General features: G+C 35.4%; 19 protein-coding genes, 3 tRNA genes and 1 other RNA gene. 19 read left to right on the top strand and 4 right to left on the bottom strand.

Annotated features, from left to right (window positions below):
* Positions 1-88 precede the first annotated feature (88 nt).
* The 9 genes from pcn to IJQ68_RS05685 all read left to right on the top strand — a co-directional run bounded on the left by pcn (position 89) and on the right by IJQ68_RS05685 (position 6143).
* Entirely contained in the window at positions 89-823 is a 735-nt protein-coding gene (gene pcn, locus IJQ68_RS05725) for a proliferating cell nuclear antigen (pcna) (RefSeq protein WP_292798108.1), read from the top strand.
* Between the two features lie 55 nt (positions 824-878).
* Complete coding sequence (locus IJQ68_RS05720; RefSeq protein ID WP_292798105.1) at positions 879-1826, top strand: hypothetical protein; 948 nt, start codon at positions 879-881, stop codon at positions 1824-1826.
* A 239-nt stretch (positions 1827-2065) separates the two neighbouring features.
* Positions 2066-2344, top strand: a complete 279-nt coding sequence (locus IJQ68_RS05715; RefSeq protein WP_058738349.1) for a 50S ribosomal protein L44e — start codon at positions 2066-2068, stop codon at positions 2342-2344.
* Positions 2345-2353: 9 nt separating this feature from the next.
* Entirely contained in the window at positions 2354-2533 is a 180-nt protein-coding gene (locus IJQ68_RS05710; RefSeq protein ID WP_042691937.1) for a 30S ribosomal protein S27e, read from the top strand.
* Positions 2534-2601: 68 nt separating this feature from the next.
* A complete protein-coding gene (locus tag IJQ68_RS05705) occupies positions 2602-3399 on the top strand; it encodes a translation initiation factor IF-2 subunit alpha (protein WP_287431238.1) in 798 nt (265 codons plus the stop codon).
* A gap of 6 nt (positions 3400-3405) precedes the next feature.
* Positions 3406-3585, top strand: a complete 180-nt coding sequence (locus tag IJQ68_RS05700) for an RNA-protein complex protein Nop10 (RefSeq protein ID WP_292798098.1) — start codon at positions 3406-3408, stop codon at positions 3583-3585.
* Positions 3572-4342: a proteasome assembly chaperone family protein gene (locus IJQ68_RS05695; RefSeq protein WP_292798096.1), complete on the top strand. Its 771-nt coding sequence runs from the start codon at positions 3572-3574 to the stop codon at positions 4340-4342. Before IJQ68_RS05700 ends, IJQ68_RS05695 begins: the two co-directional genes overlap by 14 nt.
* 22 nt (positions 4343-4364) lie before the next feature.
* Positions 4365-4943, top strand: a complete 579-nt coding sequence (locus IJQ68_RS05690; RefSeq protein WP_292798094.1) for a DUF2112 family protein — start codon at positions 4365-4367, stop codon at positions 4941-4943.
* 12 nt (positions 4944-4955) lie between these two features.
* Positions 4956-6143 carry a TIGR00375 family protein gene (locus IJQ68_RS05685; protein WP_292798091.1) on the top strand — a complete coding sequence of 396 codons (1188 nt, stop codon included), beginning with the start codon at positions 4956-4958 and terminating at the stop codon, positions 6141-6143.
* 1 nt (position 6144) lies between these two features.
* On the opposite strand, the gene IJQ68_RS05680 is transcribed toward IJQ68_RS05685, so the two are convergent.
* The 3 genes from IJQ68_RS05680 to IJQ68_RS05670 all read right to left on the bottom strand — a co-directional run bounded on the left by IJQ68_RS05680 (position 6145) and on the right by IJQ68_RS05670 (position 6937).
* Positions 6145-6218, bottom strand: a tRNA-Arg gene (locus IJQ68_RS05680).
* 56 nt (positions 6219-6274) lie between these two features.
* Positions 6275-6348: transfer RNA gene (locus tag IJQ68_RS05675), tRNA-Arg, on the bottom strand.
* 91 nt (positions 6349-6439) lie between these two features.
* Positions 6440-6937: an endoglucanase gene (locus tag IJQ68_RS05670; protein ID WP_292798089.1), complete on the bottom strand. Its 498-nt coding sequence runs from the start codon at positions 6935-6937 to the stop codon at positions 6440-6442.
* 604 nt (positions 6938-7541) lie between these two features.
* On the opposite strand from IJQ68_RS05670, the gene frhA reads away from it, so the two are divergent.
* Genes frhA through frhB form a run of 4 tightly spaced genes read left to right on the top strand, consistent with a single transcriptional unit; the run spans position 7542 to position 11061 of the window.
* Positions 7542-8756 carry a coenzyme F420 hydrogenase subunit alpha gene (gene frhA / locus IJQ68_RS05665; protein ID WP_292798086.1) on the top strand — a complete coding sequence of 405 codons (1215 nt, stop codon included), beginning with the start codon at positions 7542-7544 and terminating at the stop codon, positions 8754-8756.
* Positions 8757-8774: 18 nt separating this feature from the next.
* On the top strand, positions 8775-9344 hold the full coding sequence (frhD, locus tag IJQ68_RS05660; protein ID WP_292798084.1) for a coenzyme F420-reducing hydrogenase, FrhD protein: 570 nt from the start codon (positions 8775-8777) through the stop codon (positions 9342-9344).
* On the top strand, positions 9344-10198 hold the full coding sequence (gene frhG, locus IJQ68_RS05655; protein ID WP_292798081.1) for a coenzyme F420 hydrogenase subunit gamma: 855 nt from the start codon (positions 9344-9346) through the stop codon (positions 10196-10198). The genes frhD and frhG overlap by 1 nt, the downstream gene beginning before the upstream one ends.
* Positions 10199-10209: 11 nt before the next feature.
* The gene (gene frhB / locus IJQ68_RS05650) at positions 10210-11061 is read left to right on the top strand and encodes a coenzyme F420 hydrogenase subunit beta (RefSeq protein ID WP_292798079.1); all 852 of its coding nucleotides are present in this window, start codon (positions 10210-10212) and stop codon (positions 11059-11061) included.
* Between the two features lie 57 nt (positions 11062-11118).
* Here the strand turns inward: frhB and map are convergent, their stop codons facing one another.
* Positions 11119-12036, bottom strand: a complete 918-nt coding sequence (map, locus tag IJQ68_RS05645; protein ID WP_292798076.1) for a type II methionyl aminopeptidase — start codon at positions 12034-12036, stop codon at positions 11119-11121.
* An 81-nt stretch (positions 12037-12117) separates the two neighbouring features.
* Between map and IJQ68_RS05640 the strand changes: the two genes are divergently transcribed.
* The 6 genes from IJQ68_RS05640 to IJQ68_RS05615 all read left to right on the top strand — a co-directional run bounded on the left by IJQ68_RS05640 (position 12118) and on the right by IJQ68_RS05615 (position 16324).
* Positions 12118-12522, top strand: coding sequence for a hypothetical protein (locus IJQ68_RS05640; protein ID WP_292798073.1), 405 nt, complete (start codon positions 12118-12120; stop codon positions 12520-12522).
* An 8-nt stretch (positions 12523-12530) separates the two neighbouring features.
* The gene (locus tag IJQ68_RS05635) at positions 12531-13031 is read left to right on the top strand and encodes a hypothetical protein (protein WP_292798071.1); all 501 of its coding nucleotides are present in this window, start codon (positions 12531-12533) and stop codon (positions 13029-13031) included.
* A gap of 126 nt (positions 13032-13157) precedes the next feature.
* The gene (locus IJQ68_RS05630; protein WP_292798068.1) at positions 13158-15413 is read left to right on the top strand and encodes a hypothetical protein; all 2256 of its coding nucleotides are present in this window, start codon (positions 13158-13160) and stop codon (positions 15411-15413) included.
* A gap of 86 nt (positions 15414-15499) precedes the next feature.
* Positions 15500-15574, top strand: a tRNA-Met gene (locus IJQ68_RS05625).
* A 21-nt stretch (positions 15575-15595) separates the two neighbouring features.
* Positions 15596-15875, top strand: an RNA gene (rnpB, locus tag IJQ68_RS05620) — RNase P RNA component.
* Between the two features lie 68 nt (positions 15876-15943).
* Positions 15944-16324 carry a hypothetical protein gene (locus IJQ68_RS05615; protein WP_292798066.1) on the top strand — a complete coding sequence of 127 codons (381 nt, stop codon included), beginning with the start codon at positions 15944-15946 and terminating at the stop codon, positions 16322-16324.
* Positions 16325-16563: the final 239 nt, after the last annotated feature.

Here is a 16563-nt window from a genome sequence, read left to right as displayed (position 1 = left end):
TTCTAATGAAAATATTTATTATATAGGATTAACATAATATTTAATATTATTATATATTTTTAATTTAATAAAATTTCGAGGATTATTTATGTTTAAAGCGGAATTAAGTGATTCTAGTATTTTAAAAACCAGTTTTGATGCTATTTCATCAATCGTTGATGAAGTACAAATCCAAACTGATAGTGAAGGTATGAGATTAGATGCCTTAGACCGTAGTCACATAACATTTGTTCATTTAGAATTGAAAGCAAGTTTATTCGATGAATATATTTGTGATATCCCTGAAAAAATTAATATAGACACTGATGAATTCATGAGGGTTCTTAAAAGGGCAAAATCTCAAGATAGAGTTTTAATGTCTGTTGATGAAGGAAATTTCATCATCACTTTTGAAGGTGATGCAACAAGGACATTTAAAATCAGATTGATTGACATCGAGTATGATAATCCTACTCCGCCTCAAATTAATCACCCGACTTCATTCAAAGTTCGTTTCTCTATATTAAAAGATTCAATTAACGATATTGAGATATTTTCAGATAAAATTGCTTTGGAAGTTGATGAAGATTACTTTATCGCATCTGCTGATGGTGAATTTGGTGATGCAAGTATCAAGTATCTTCACGGCGAAAATATTAAAGAGCATGAAAAATCTCTATTTTCATTAGATAAAATTAGAGAAATGCTTAAAGCAGACAAATTTTCAGAGGAAGCTGAAATTAGTTTAGGTACTGACATGCCATTGAGCTTAACCTTAACTATGGTCACTGGTGATGGTAAACTTAGTTTCTTGCTTGCTCCAAGATTAGAAACAGATGATTAATTCATTTGTTTTTTTCTTATTTTATTTTTTTAAAAACCATCAGAGATGATATTAAGTGGATTTATTTCAAACATTGCGTAAAATTCAGAAAAAAGAACGTGACAATGGTACATTAGCTCATGTTGAAGAAACATTTTATGAAGATATTCATAACTATATCAATGAGTTGAAACAATCAGCTATAGATGATCCGTTTTCTGATGTGTATAATACTTTAAATGAGGCCAGAAGAATAGCCACAGAAATCTGTGAAAGACGTGAGCATAAGATTACAAATGCCGCTGTCTTGAACATGAACAGGTCATATCATCTTTTTGCGGGAAAGCAGGAATTTGATTTGGTGGATTCAATGCCTCTTAATTTAACTCCTGAAGAGGAAACCTTTTATTTTTCAATAATAGAAACCCTTAAAAACCACAGAATCAACCTTTCTGGCCAGGAAGTCCCTAAGCCTTCTTCAACTGTAGAAGACGATGTTGAGGATGTGGATGAGGACAGCTCTCCTGAAGAGGCTGAAAAAGCTTCCAGCTTAAGTGATATTGCAGATATCGCCATGGATAATCATCAAAATGATGTTGAAAGTACTTCAAAAGAGTCTGAACCGGTTGATGAGTCTTCAAGTGATTCTGAAGATGAGGTTTTAGACAGAATTGATGAGATTTCAAAAGCTAAAGTCATCACGGATGAGATACGAGAACCTATTGAAAAGCAGATTGCCAAATCCAAAGCTTCTGAAGCTAAAAAAGAGGCTCCTGCAAAATCAGAAAATTTTGATGATATTGAAATTCTGGGCGGGGATGATCAGTTCATTGATCTGGATGTTCCCAAAAGAACCAGGGAATCTGAAATTGTAACCATTCTTGTTTTGGATGATATAGGTTCTATTATGGGAATTGATGAAAAGGTTTACGGTCCTTTCAGGCCACAGGATATAGTAACGTTGCCAAAAATCAATGCAAATATTTTTGTGAAAAACAGAAAAGCTCGTTTTGTTAAAATATAAGATAACTTTAAATACTCTAAAAAATATAACTATATCTCATATCTATTTGTAATATTAAAAAATTATTTATTATAATTTGGATTTTTGCTGTTTGTAGACATAAACGGTTACTATGCAGTTTCTATCTCTAACGATTTCTAAGATAAATTGTGTTTAGATAAATTTACAACTAGATTTATAATGACTATTTAATTAAGCACTTCTGGTGCGGATTAAAATAAAAAAATTACGGTGGAAATATGAAAATACCAAAAGAAAAAAGAACTTACTGTCCTCATTGTAAAAAACATACAATGCATGAACTCCACACTGCTAAAAAAAGAAAAGCTAGTGAGTTAACTTGGGGACAAAGACAATTCAGACGTGTTACTGCTGGTTACAGAGGTTATCCAAGGCCTTTACCTGCTGGAAACAAACCAGTTAAAAAATTAGACTTAAGAGCTAAATGTAAAGAATGTGGTAAATCTCACATTAAACAATCTTTCAGAACAGGAAAACCTGAATTTGTAGCAAAATAGGTGGTTAACATGGTTAGTAAAGGAAGAGGAAACTTTTTAAAAGTTAAATGTTTAGATTGTGACAATGAACAAATAATCTTTGACCGTGCAGCTTCTGACGTCAAATGTATTATTTGCGGTAAAACTTTAGTCAAATCTCGTGGTGCTAAAGCTAAAATTACAGCACACATCGAAAAAGTTTTAAACTAAATTCTTTAGTTTTTAACTTATTTTTTTTAACTATTTTTTAATTTTTACTTGTTTTTGGGGTGATTTGCATGGTAAGAAAAAGTCAAGAATGGCCTGATGAAGGAGAGCTTATTGTAGGTACAGTTTACAAAGTTCTTAGTTATGGTGCATTCGCTAAATTGGAAGAATATCAAGGCAAAGAAGCTTTTATTCACATTTCTGAAGTCTCTGCTGGTTGGGTAAAAAACATTAGAGATCACGTAAGAGAAAATCAAAAGATAGTATGCCGTGTTCTAAGAGTTAACCCTAAAAAAGGACATGTAGATGCTTCTTTAAAAAGAATTCGTGAAGATCAAAGAACTAAAAAGATTCAACATTGGAAAATCGAACAGAAAGCTGAAAAATTCCTGGAATTATCTGCTAAATCTTTAGATAAATCCTTGGATGAAGCTTATGATGAAGTGGGTTATGAACTTATGGATATCTTCGGTGATGTTTATGGTGCATTTGAAACTGCTTCCGATGAAGGTGCTGAATCTCTGACTGAAGAAGGAATACCTCAGGATTGGGCTGATGCCATTACTGAAGTGGCACAGAAAAATATCACTCCTCCGGAAGTTCATATTAATGGATATGTAGACATTGAAACTTTTGTTCCTAATGGTGTGGAAATTATCATTGCCGCACTTAAGGCTGCAGAAGACAATGGTGATGAGGAAGAGGAAATCAAAATCCAATGTGTCGGTGCTCCTAGATACAGAATTACTGTAAAATCCACAGATTACTTGCTTGCTGAAAAAGCACTTAAGGCAGCTGCTGAAAGATGTATTGCTGTTGTGGAAGAATCTGAAGGAAACGGTTCATTTTTAAGAGAATTAGATGATTAGATTCTTATGAGTATGAAAATGCATAAATGTCCAGAATGTGGAATTTATACTTTAGAGGATAAATGCCCTAAATGTAAAGGCGAACTTAAAGTTATTTATCCTCCAAAATTTTCTATTGAAGATAAATACGGAAAATATCGCCGTATATTAAAAAAAGAATTAAGGAGTAAAAATGAAAGCTACTGAAATTACTGTTTTAGAGGAAGTAGAATTAAATAATCCTATTTTTATCGAAGCATTACCTGGTGTTGGTCATGTCGGTAAACTGGTTGCAGACCATATGATTGATGAGCTTGAAGCAACTAAATTTGCAGAAATCTATTCTCCAACTTTCCCTCCGCAGGTTCTGGTTGGTGAAGGCGGAATGATTGAAAACATGCTTAATGAACTATATTATATTCGTGATTTAGGCGAAGATAATGTGGATATTATATTAATCGGTGGAAATACTCAATCTTTATCTCCAGATGGCCAATATATTGTTTGCAATGAAATCCTGGACTTTTTAGAACCATTCGATATCTCCAGAATTTTCACTTTAGGTGGTGTCCCTACAGGTCAGCCTGTTGAAAATCCGAGAGTTTTGGGAGCTGCTAGTGATGAAGCTCACATTGAACTTCTAGAAGAAGTCGGTGTTGAAATGAGATCCAATGATGGGGGAATCGTAGGCGCTTCCGGATTATTCTTAGGTTTGGGAATGCGCAGAGGAATATATGGTGCATGTCTTATGGGTGAAACCCCTGGTTACTTCATTGATGCTGAATCTGCTGAAGGCGTTTTATTAAAACTTGCTGAATTGCTTAATTTCGAAATCAATACAGAAAAACTTGATGAAAGAGCTGAAGAAACTAGACAAATGTTAGCTAAAGCTCAGCAAATGGAACAAGATTTAATTAATCGTGCCAATGCAGGCAATGCTGATGATTTAAGATATATTGGATAATTATCCAATTTTTTATTTTTTTATGAACGTTATTGTGATTCCTGATGGTGCAATGATTATTGTGCCTTTAATTGAAAAGAACGGACATAGTTATTTGTCTCCAACTAATTTTTCCAAATATAACAATGAACTTGATTTAAATCCTGATTTTAACATTTTTGTGCAAGAATTCTCCGGCTTCTGCAAGCAGGAGAGGTTCAAGGTTAACCTGTCCAGTGAAACTCCATCAGGGGTTAGGGGCCGTATTTCTCTTTTGGCTCCGTTATTGGATAAGGCTGATGCCGCAATTATTTTAGGTCAAAGGCCCCTAAAATACGAGCCGATGTATGATGTATTAAACGAACTGATTTTATTTTGCGGCAACGGATGCAATAATGCCCATTCCCTGGCCGCACATATTGTAGGTCAATTGGATATTCCAGTATTGCGATTGGCTTATCCAACTACAAGAGATGAGATTATTGATTTGATTAATAGGGTTAATCTGTTTTTAAAGGATTTTGACACATCAGTCAGTGACGATATAAACACTGATTTGAAAAAACCTGATGAAAAACTTCCATTTTCTGATTTTAAAAAAATTTTAAATAGTTCAATTTGAATATTCATATTCATGTTGGTCAATGCTGATTTTCATATTCATAGCTGTTTTTCAATGGCATCATCTAAGGACATGCTGATTAAAAATATTGCTCCCAAATCTAGACTTAAGGGTTTGGGGCTTTTAGGAACCGGTGATGGTCTTCATCCCAAATGGCTAGATATAATTGAACAATCAACAGCTCCCTCTGGTGATGGAATTTATTCTGCGGACGGCATGGATTTTGTCATAACAACGGAAATTGAAGGCAAAAACAAGATTCATCATCTTATTATCATTCCAGACATTGATATTGCACGTGAACTGTCGGAGAGATTGCCTTCCCGAAACAAAACTGTTGATGGAAGGCCAAAGACTAATCTCAATGGTGCTGAGATATTGGAGATGGTTCGCGAATATGATTGTCTGATCGGTCCGGCTCACGCATTCACTCCCTGGACTGGGATGTACAAGTCCTTTGACAGCATCTATGACTGTTATGAAAAGAAGGTTGACTTTGTTGAGTTGGGGCTGTCTGCAGACACAAGCATGGCCGATACTGTTGATGAGCTGAAGGACTTCACTTTCCTGAGCAATTCCGATGCCCATTCCCCATGGCCGCACAGATTGGGTCGTGAGTTTAATCAAATTGAGCTTGAAGATATTTCATTTTCATCAATCAAACATGCGATAAAACATTCGGATATTAAAGCAAACTATGGTCTTGTTCCGAACCTGGGCAAATATCACATGACCGCATGTACCAAATGCTTTAAATTAGTTGATCCTGTTATTGCAAAAGACAATAAGATGAAATGTGATTGTGGCGGTCGAATCAAAAAGGGTGTTGATTACAGAATTTCTGAAATCTCTGATTATGATGAGCCTCATTGTCCTGATTTCAGACCACCGTATATTCATTTAATGCCTTTGGCTGAGCTTATTTCAACTGTCTATGGCAAGGGAGTTACTACGAAGACTGTTCAGAATATCTGGCAAAAGCTGATTGATAATTCTGGCAGTGAAATCAATGTGCTGATTGATGCTGACATCTCTGATATTGAAAAAATCGATTCAAATGTGTCTAAGGCCATTGATGCATTTAGAGCTAATACCATTGACATTATTCCTGGTGGGGGAGGTAAATATGGTGAAATTAATTTTGATTTGGAATTAAAAGAGAAAAAAAGTCCCAAAGTCATTACTTTGGATAATTTTTGAACGGACTTGGAGGGATTTGAACCCTCGATCTTAAGATTAGGAGTCTTACGCCCTTCCAGACTAGGCTACAAGCCCATAAAATAATTATGTTTTAATTAATTATCTAATAAAAAAAGAAACTTTTATGAAAGCGGACCCGCCGGGATTTGAACCCGGGGTCTTCGGATTAGAAGTCCGACGCCCTATCCAGCTAGGCTACGGGCCCTCATAAACATCAATTATTTATTTTGTTTTTTTTATTATATATAGTTATTTATTTTTGAGTAAAATAAAAAAAGATGGTAAATTTTTAAAATTTACCCGAGGTCAACATGACCTGTTCTGTCATTTATAACAAAACTGGTTACAACGGTATCATCAGTACTGTTGTAGATATTAATGTACCAGTATCCGCCGGAATATCTTGGAGTTCCAGCATAACAACCAGATACTTCTACATGATCCATTGCAAGTGATCTGATTTGGGAAGATGTGTGCACTGTTCCTGAACCGGAGCTTCCTCCAGATCCACCGCCGGAGCCTCCTCCGGAACCGCCACCGGAGCCTGATCCACTACCAGTTCCTGAGCTTGAACCACTTCCACCACTAGATGATCCACTTCCAGAACCAGTGGATGTTCCAGTATGGGTTGTATTATTTCCAATACCGCCACTACCACTACTTCCAGAGCCACTATCCATACTGGCTAAATCTGAAAATACTGCATCTTGATTATTTATTATACCGTAAGCTGCAACTGCTGTCGCAATACATAACACAATAATGATAGAAATTATTAGATTTGCTTTGTCCATGATTGCACCTCCTATATAATATTTTTTTAAGTATTGAATTAATCTTCAACAATTGAATAATCTTATGTTTATTAAAATACTTAAATGTTTTTTAATACACAAATTTTAACACTAATGTTATAAATAATTTACTATGCATTTTTACTATATTCAAGTGAGGTTTTTCGTTATTAATGGAATTATGATGATTTTGATCATATGGTGATTACTCTGGCTCATGTTCCTGATATGAAATTATATTTTCTTAAGATGGTGGGTGAAATCAGACAATTTTCTTGAATTTTTTAATATCTCAAATTAGTAAATTTTAGGCAAAATTTCTCGTTATTAATTTTATTTCATATGGCTCTTTTTTTGCGGTTATTCTCATATTTTCTATACGAATTCTTTTTTTGTCTTACCTAAACTTTGTCACACTTTTTTTAAAGGATTTATTACTTTTATTATTTTTTCATATGAAATCTCGCAGTATTCGGCTTAGATTTTTTATTATATAAATTTTACTATTTAATTCTGAAAGTAGTACTTATTAATGTTATTTTAGAAATATATATATCGTTATTTATAAATAACAAATTTTTAATTACGAAAGAAGGTGACATATTTGAAAGATAGAGTAGTTATATCTCCTACAACTCGTCAAGAAGGTCATGCCGAATTGGTCATGGAAGTTGACGATGAAGGGATTGTTACAAAAGGTATGTATCTAAGTATAACTCCTGTTAGGGGTTTAGAGAAGATGGTTCTTAACAAAGCACCTGAAACCGCTCCAGTTTTATGTCAAAGAATCTGTGGTGTTTGTCCAATTCCACATACTTTGGCTTCCGCTGAAGCAATGGATATGGCATTAGGTATCGAAATTCCTAAAACTGCTAAATTGTTAAGAAAAGCCGTCGCAGCAGCACACGGTATTAACAGTGCAGCAATTCACCACTTCTTAGTTGCACCGGATGTTGTCCCTGAGGACAAATTCGCAGATGCAGTTAACAGTGTAAGTGAAGTCAGAAAAACCGTTCAATATGTTGTTGAAATGATTGCTGGTGAAGGTATTCACCCATCTGATATTAGAGTCGGTGGTATGGCAAGAAACATTACTCCATTCACCAAAGAAAGATTAATCGAAAGAATGACTGCATTCAGACCAAAACTCGAAGCACACATTGAATTCATCAAAAACTGTGTTCTCGAAGCAGGTTTACCTAAAGATTTAGGTGTAGTCAACCAGCCATTAATGGCAATGGATGCAACTTACGGTACCAACGAATTTGACATGAGCAAATTCTCTGAAGTATTACCTGAAGCATGGTATGATGACCCAGAAATTGGTAAAAAAGCATGTTCAGTAATTCCATTATGGGAAGGCGTAAATGTTGAAACCGGTCCTAGAGCAAGGATGGAACAATTCGCAGGTTTCAAAGACAAAGGTGTTATCGCACAACATGTTGCTCGTGCAGATGAAATGATTAAAAACTACGATGCTTGTTTAGAAGCATTAGATGCAATTGATCCTGCAGCACCTGCAAATGTAAGTTACGATAAAAGAGGTACTGGTGAACTTGGATTTGGTGTAATTGAAGGTCCTAGAGGAACTGATGTACACATGGCAAAAGTTGTTGAAGGAAAAACCGCTTTCTATTCCGCAATTGTACCAACTACTTGGAATATTCCAACAATGGGTCCTGCTACAGAAGGATTCCACCACGAGTTTGGTCCACATGTTATCAGAGCTTACGACCCATGTTTATCATGTGCTACTCACGTAATGGTAGTTGACGATGAAGACAAATCCGTTCTTAAAAATGAAATGGTGAGAATCTAAGTTTGGAGGAAATATTAAATGCCTTACAATTCCGATATTATTGTGGTTGGATGTGGAAACATATTATTTAAGGATGATGGATTCGGTCCTATTCTTATAAATATATTGCAAAAATATTTTGATGATAAAAAGGATTATTATGATCCTGCTGTTACTTCATATGTTGAAGATGAATTTGATAAAGATATTTTAAGTCAGATACAAGAAAAATTTGAAGGTATCAAATTGCCTGATAATGTTCAGTTCATTGATGGCGGAACCGCAGCTCCTACTAATTTCTTCCCTCTCTACGATCAGTATGATTGGAAAAAATTAATCGTGTTGGATGTTGTTGAGTTTCAGGCCGAACCTGGAACAGTTGATGTATTTGATCCAAAAGTAATGCAGGCGGGAAAATATGATAACCCTCACGGAATGACTGTTGAAGAACCTCTTCAAAAGATTTCCGAAAAATGTGAGGTTGTTATTGTTGGATGCAAACCTGCTGAAATTCCAACTCCGGATATTGATATGGGTTTAACAGAACCTGTTGCAAAGGCAATTCCTAAAGCTATAGATATTATTTTAAATGAAATTGGGGTAAAATAATGTTTGATAAATTGAAAAAAGCTTTCGGTGGTTCTTCTGAACCAGCAGAAACACCAAAAGTAGAAAAAAAAGTTGAAGCTGCTCCTGTTAAAGAAGAAGTTAAAGCAGAAGCTCCTGCAGAAACCAAAGCTGCTTCAGCAAAACCTCGTATTGGTTACATTCACTTAAGTGGTTGTACTGGTGATGCAATGTCTTTAACTGAAAATTACGACATTTTAGCTACCGTTTTAACCGATATGGTTGATATTGTATACGGACAAACCTTAGTTGACAAATGGGTACATGGTACTTTCGCTGAAGAAATGCCTGAAATGGACGTATGTTTAATTGAAGGATCTGTTTGTTTACAAGACGAACACAGTGTTCAAGAACTTTTAATGGCAAGAGAAAAATCAGGCTTAATCGTTGCATTTGGTTCCTGTGCTGTAACCGGTTGTTTCACTACCTACGCACGTGGTGGTCAACAAGCACAACCAAAACACGAAGCATTCTTACCTATTAGTTCATTAGTTAAAGTTGATGCAGCACTTCCTGGTTGTCCAGTAGCTCCTGAAATGATTGCAAAAACCGTTGTAGCAGTATGTGAAGGTGATTTAGATTACTTAAAACCTGCTATGGATTTAGCAGCATGCAATGCTGGATGTGGTTGTGACGTATTAACCAACGTAATTCGCCAAGGATTATGTTCTGGATGTGGAACTTGTGGTCTAGCTTGTCCAACAAGGGCAATGGGCTATTCTGAAGGTAGACCTAGCTGTGACAGAGACAGATGTATTAAGTGTGGAACTTGTTACGTAATGTGTCCAAGATCTTGGTTACCTGAAGGAAGAATTAAAAAGGAAACAGGACTTTAGGAGGATTAGATATGCCATTAGGTACTTATAAAGAAGCATTATCTGCAAGATCTACTGAACAAAAAATATTAGATGTATCACAAGACAGAGGAATTGTTTCAGCATTACTCTGTTACGCACTCGATGAGGGAATCATTGAAGGTGCTGTAGTTGCTGGAACTCCTGATGAAGATTGGAGGCCTACTCCTACTGTTGTAACTTCATCCGATGAAGTAATTGCAGCTGCAGGAACCAAATACTCAATGTCCCCAACCTTATCTGTTTTAAAAGAAGCAACACGTCAATACGGTCTTGAAAAAGTCGGTGTAGTCGCAACTCCATGTCAAGTACAAGGTTTAAGAAAAGCTAAAGCTTATCCATTCACAAGATTTGTCGCTGATAAAGTAAAATTAATCATCGGTATCTACTGTATGGAAAACTTCCCTATGGCTTCTCTTGACACTTTCGCAACTGCTAAATTAGGATTTGATGACTTAACCGAAGCTAGTAAAATGGACATCGGTAAAGGTAAATTCTGGTTAACCAAAGATGGTGAAGACAAAGGATTAGCTATTAAAGAAACTCACGGATACGAACAATCCGGATGTAACGTATGTCAAGATTACGTTGCTGAATGGGCTGATGTATCTACTGGTTCTGTAGGTTCACCTGACGGTTGGTCTACTGTTTTAACCAGAACTGATGATGGTGAATCAGTATTTAAAGCTGCTGTTGACGCAGGTTTAATCGAAACCAAACCAATGGACGATGTAAAACCAGGTCTTCCTTTACTTGAAAAATTAGCTAAAGGTAAAAAAGACAAAAATACCGCAGAACGTGAAAGAAGAGCAAAAATGGGTGTACGTATCCCTACAATCTACTAATCTTCTTTCTTTTTTCTTTTTTTTTTAAAAAATAAGTAATGAAGAGAGTTAACTCTTCTATAATGTTGTAACTGTACAACCTTCTTTTTCTACAATTACAGTATGTTCCTTTTGAGAAACAAAACAATCCTTTTTTTCTTTAAGTGGTGCATATGGATAGATTGCCATTGCTTCTGAAAGCTGTTTTAATGCAATTCCACCACGTCTTTCTCCAAATTCGTCGGTAATCCATCTTCCTGAAAATGGAACGTATGGGTTATTTTTTTGAATGTAGTTTAAGACTTTCTGTGTGGATTTCATTCTGAATGGCTTGTTTGCCATATATGAGAAAATATAGTGTCCCGGTCCATCATTGACATGGCCCACGCCTGTTGTTGCAAATGGCTCGATAGCTATGGCCTGTCCTTCATCCAATTTGAAAGTGTCGTTATTGTCATAATTCGGTATGGAAATTCCTGCATGTAAATTGTTTTGCTCCAGACTGTGTCCCATCAGGTTGAATACAGGGTTAAAGTCAAAATCGCTTATTGCCTCATGTACTGCAGCGCCGATTTTGTTAAGTTCAACTCCAGCTCTAACAGTTGCAATTGCAGCTTCAAGTCCTGCCGCTGAAGCTTCGATGAGTTCCCGGTTTTCATTGATCTGGTCCTGAGTGAATCTCTCTTCTATGTTTCCTTCAGCCATCACGGTCACTGCAGAATCTGCAATGTATCCGTTTACCATAGCTCCCAAATCCAGTTTAACCAAATCCCCTGCATGAATAACTGTTTTATCATTTGCTGGAGAAGTGTAGTGCGCTGCAACTTCGTTAATTGAAACGTTACATGGAAATGCAATGTCTGCGTCCTGTTTTAAGATTTCTCCTTCAACGTATTCAACCAAATCCAGAACCAGGCATCCTTCCTTTATCATTTTTGATGCATCTGTACGTATTTTTGAAACAATTTTTCCAGCTTTTATATAAGAATCAATCATAATAATCACTTTAATAATAAATGTTATATTCAATAAGGTTTAAATATTTATTATATCTAAATGAATATTGGAGGTAAATTTATGGATATTCCAACAATTCCTGATCAAATGTTCTTATTAATTATATTGGTTATTGTTGCATTAGTTGTTATTATTGTTGTTGCTCAATGGAGAAGAGTTGCTCAAGCAAAAACATCTGTTGAAATGCTTGAAAAAGAAATCCAACTTAAAAAAATGTCTATGGTTGAAAAAGATATTGAATCTAAAAGATTAATGGATAATCCAATCCCATTACCTCAAGATCAACAGGATTCTCTCAAGGCAATCAGACAATCAACTACTGATGTAAGAAATGAAATCGGTTACTTGCATAGTGAGATTAACGAAAGATTAGCAAGATTAGAAGCACAAACTGAGCAAAAGAAATTAGAGAAAATGCTTAAGGAAATCGAAGCTAAAGAGAAAAAACTCAATAGGAATAAATAGGTGTTATTATGGATGCTGTTGAAGCTGTTGCAGTAATTATTTTAATAATAGCTATTGTTGTATTGGTTTATTATTATCTTTTGAACAGTCCGAAAACAATGGAAAAAATCAAAAGTTATGTTCCTACAAGCGCTGATGCCCATATGGGTGAAGTGCTCAACAACAATGCAGAATATGCAGATTTGAAAAAAGAAAAAGAATCCAATTCCATGACTGACAGAATCAAAATCAAATTAAGCGATATCGACACAGGTATCAGTACAGATGCATTTTCCAATAAGCTTGATGCATTTCTAGATGAGAAAAGCGACCAACTGATTAAAGACTGGGCTCTTGCCACTACTGATGATTTGGAAGACCTTGAAGCTAAATTCAAAGAAACTGCCAGTTCTGTTGATGCTTTGGATAAGGATTACCATGAATTCAAGAAATCCTCTCAGGAATTCCAGCAAGCAACTGAAGAAAAACTCAATGATATCGATAAGAGAATTGAAGCTTTAGAAAAATAATTCTCTTTTCTCCTTATTTTTTCACTATTTTTATAAGTCATTTGAAATAAATATTATTTCATATCATAATTCAGAGGTTATGTTATGAAAAGGATATTTGTACTACTTTTATTTGTTTTTTTAATTATGATGCCTATAGTTTCTGCAAATAATGAAACATATTATGTAGGTATGAATACAACAATAGATGGTCAAGGTACAATTGATGACCCATATAATAATCTTAATCTGGCGTTAAGCAACAGCGGTAATAATGATACCATTCTAATTAACGATGGTATATATAAGGGTTCTAACAACACTAATCTTGTCATTTCTTCCAATGATTTGCTCATTAAGGCGAATGGCAATGCGATTTTCACAGGGTCCCGAATTTTTACAATCAACGCCAATAATGTCACATTGTCTGGTTTAAAATTTGTTAATTGTACAGATACTGTAATATGGAACAACAAGGATTTAAACATGTATAACTTGAGCTTTTACAATAATTATGCTGAAGATGCGTGCTGTGTTGAAAGCATAAGGGGAGCTACCATTGATATAGATTCCTGTTTATTCGTTGAAAATGATGTAACCAGAATCGATGGTGGTGCCGTCTCAAATAAGGGAACCGGAACTATTACTGATTGTACTTTCATAGCTAATCATGCTTACAGAGATGGTGGTGCCGTAAGAAACTATGGCGGTATTCTTACAGTGTTCAATTCAACGTTCATCAACAACTCCGCACATGATGAACATGACGGCAGTTTTGGCGGTGCAATCTATCACTGGATCGGAACTATAAATGTAAGCGAATGTCTATTTGTCAATAATTCTGCCCGTGACTGCGGAGGTGCAATCCATATCTGTAAGGGAAGAATGCACACAGCATATGCCAACATGACCATTTTCAACAATGTTTTCATTAACAATTATGCAAAAGAAGGCGGAGCTATTTATCTTGAAGGCTGTGTCGGTGATGTCTATAACAATGTCTTTGTAAACAACAGTCGTGACACTGTATTTTTAAGCGATTACTTCGAACAGTACTTCAATTCAACAATCGACGGTAACTGGTGGGGTAAAAACTCTCCTGACTGGTCAAATGTTGTCAAACGTTTGGATGCTCCTTCCTCAATAATCACTTTGAACCTGACAGTTGACTCAACATCATTAAAGACAAACGAGTCAACAGGTTATGCATACGCTTTTTATCTTGGTGATGTTGAGGCCACAATGCCTAAAAGAAATATCACAATTTCATCATCCGGCGGAAACCTGACTGATGAGTCATTCTCATCTTCCAAAGAAGGCAAATATTATCTAATTGCCAGTGCTGATAATGAGAATAATGCTGTTGAGATAATCGTAAGCGACAATCCTGTTATCCTGACTGTTGAGGATGTAACTAAATATTATGGTGGAAGTGAGAAATTAGTCGTCAATCTGACTGATTATGAGTCAAATCCAATCAGCAATGCTACTGTTGTGATAAACCTGAACGGTAAGAATTACACTAAAACGACTGATGAAAAAGGTATTGCTTCACTTGCCGTTAATTTAAACAGCGGAATTTATGGAGCTACAACAACTTACGGTTGGTATTCTGTCAATTCCACTATAACTGTCAATGACACTGTCAACGGAACAGATTTGGTTAAAACCTTCAGAAATGAGTCCCAATATTATGCCACTTTCCGTGATAGTGAAGGTAACTTCCTGGATAAAGGAACTACTGTCTTGTTCAACATCAACGGTGTGATGTATGAGCGTAAGGTTGATGAAAACGGTCTTGCAAGATTGAACATTAACTTGAATCAGGGAGATTACATAATCACAGCAATCAATAATGTCACAGGCCAATATTTTTCAAATAACATCACTGTGCTTCCTAAAATTACGCAGAACAGGGATTTGGTCAAATATTATAAGAATGACTCCCAATATTGCGTTCAAATAATTGGTGATGACGGAAAAGCTGCCGGTGAAAACGTAAGCGTCACATTCAACATCAACGGTGTTTTATACACTCGCTTTACAAATTCCACAGGCATGGCCAAACTCAATATTAACTTGAGGCCGGGCAGTTACATCATCACATGTGAATCCGGAGGATTTGCAGTATCCAATAATATCACTGTTTTAGATGTGCTCTCTGCTGAGGATTTGGTTAAAGATTATGGCACTCCGGATCAATTCCATGTCAGACTGTTGGATGGTAATGGATTGGCTTATCCAAATCAGGACGTCGGATTTAATATTAACGGTGTTTTCTATACTCGCACAACAAATGCCAGCGGTATTGCAAGTCTCAATATTAACCTGATGCCGGGAAATTACATCATAACGTCAAGTTTTAATGGATATGCTATTGCAAACACTATTAAAGTCGAATAATTAATTCGACTTTTCTTTTTTTGCATCGAAAGTTTTATATATTATCTTAAATATAATATTAATATCGATTTATTTTGTTTTTATATAGCAGGGTGGGGTAGTCTGGTGATCCCGCGGGGCTCATAACCCCGAGATCCCTAGTTCAAATCTAGGCCCTGCTACTTTTAATTAAAATTTTCATGGCAAGTTGAAGACAGCTGCTGGTTATTTTAACTAAGGAAACTCCGCCCATCGTACAGATTATGGCATTGAAAAATGTATGCTGAGAGGTATGGCAATAGAGCAGAAACGACACGGCTTTTAATGGTTGACGATGATATTTAATTGAGGACATTAAAAGAATCGGTGAAACGGCTATCCCATAAGATGCAAGAGCAAAATTGCTGATGATCACTGTTGTAGGCAAGGTAGTTCGCTAAGATGAATGCTGTTGAAACAGAAGGTGGGTTACTCTCGACAGGCCATGAATATTTAATTACTTAAAACCTTAATCATTACCTGAATGGTGTTTAATTAATCATGGTGATATTATGTGGTTAGTTGAAACTGATAACTCAATTAATTTGCTTGATGAATGTGTCTCTCTTTTAAAAGAATATGATTTGAATTTAGATGATATAACTGTTGTTTTTAAGGGTGAAGTTCTCAATAACCTTGAAAAATTGGATGTTGACTATGATAACAGTTGGGGCCATTGTAATTTTGATGATATTCAATTGATTATTGATGAGTATACTTGGTTTGAAAGGACTAGCTATAATGGATGTGAAAAATTCATATTGAAAGCCCATCCATTGTTAAGCACATTTAAAAATCATGAATCACACACAGAGTTTTTTTTATATATAAATGATGTGTTTTTTCACACATGTGCACTTTTAAAAGATTTAATAATATTTGGAATTAAATAATTAACTATAAAATTATTGAATTTAATTGGTGATTATCATGCATAATAGGGTTGAAATTGCTCGTGAATTTGCAGAAGCTATTAAATCAGATTATATTAGGGAGTGTCCCATAATTAATTTTTAGATGGTGATGGTTTTAATTTTTATTTATAGATCAAATTGGTCTTCATAAATTCTAAATAAGTAAAATATATCGTATTTTTCTTATATTATGTTCAATCACCTCTTATTCCAGTAAT

This window comes from Methanobrevibacter sp., assembly GCF_017447225.1.
In the GTDB taxonomy this organism is placed as follows: domain Archaea; phylum Methanobacteriota; class Methanobacteria; order Methanobacteriales; family Methanobacteriaceae; genus Methanocatella.
Note: the sequence above shows the minus strand (reverse complement) of the source record. Positions and strands in the feature narration are given on the sequence as shown.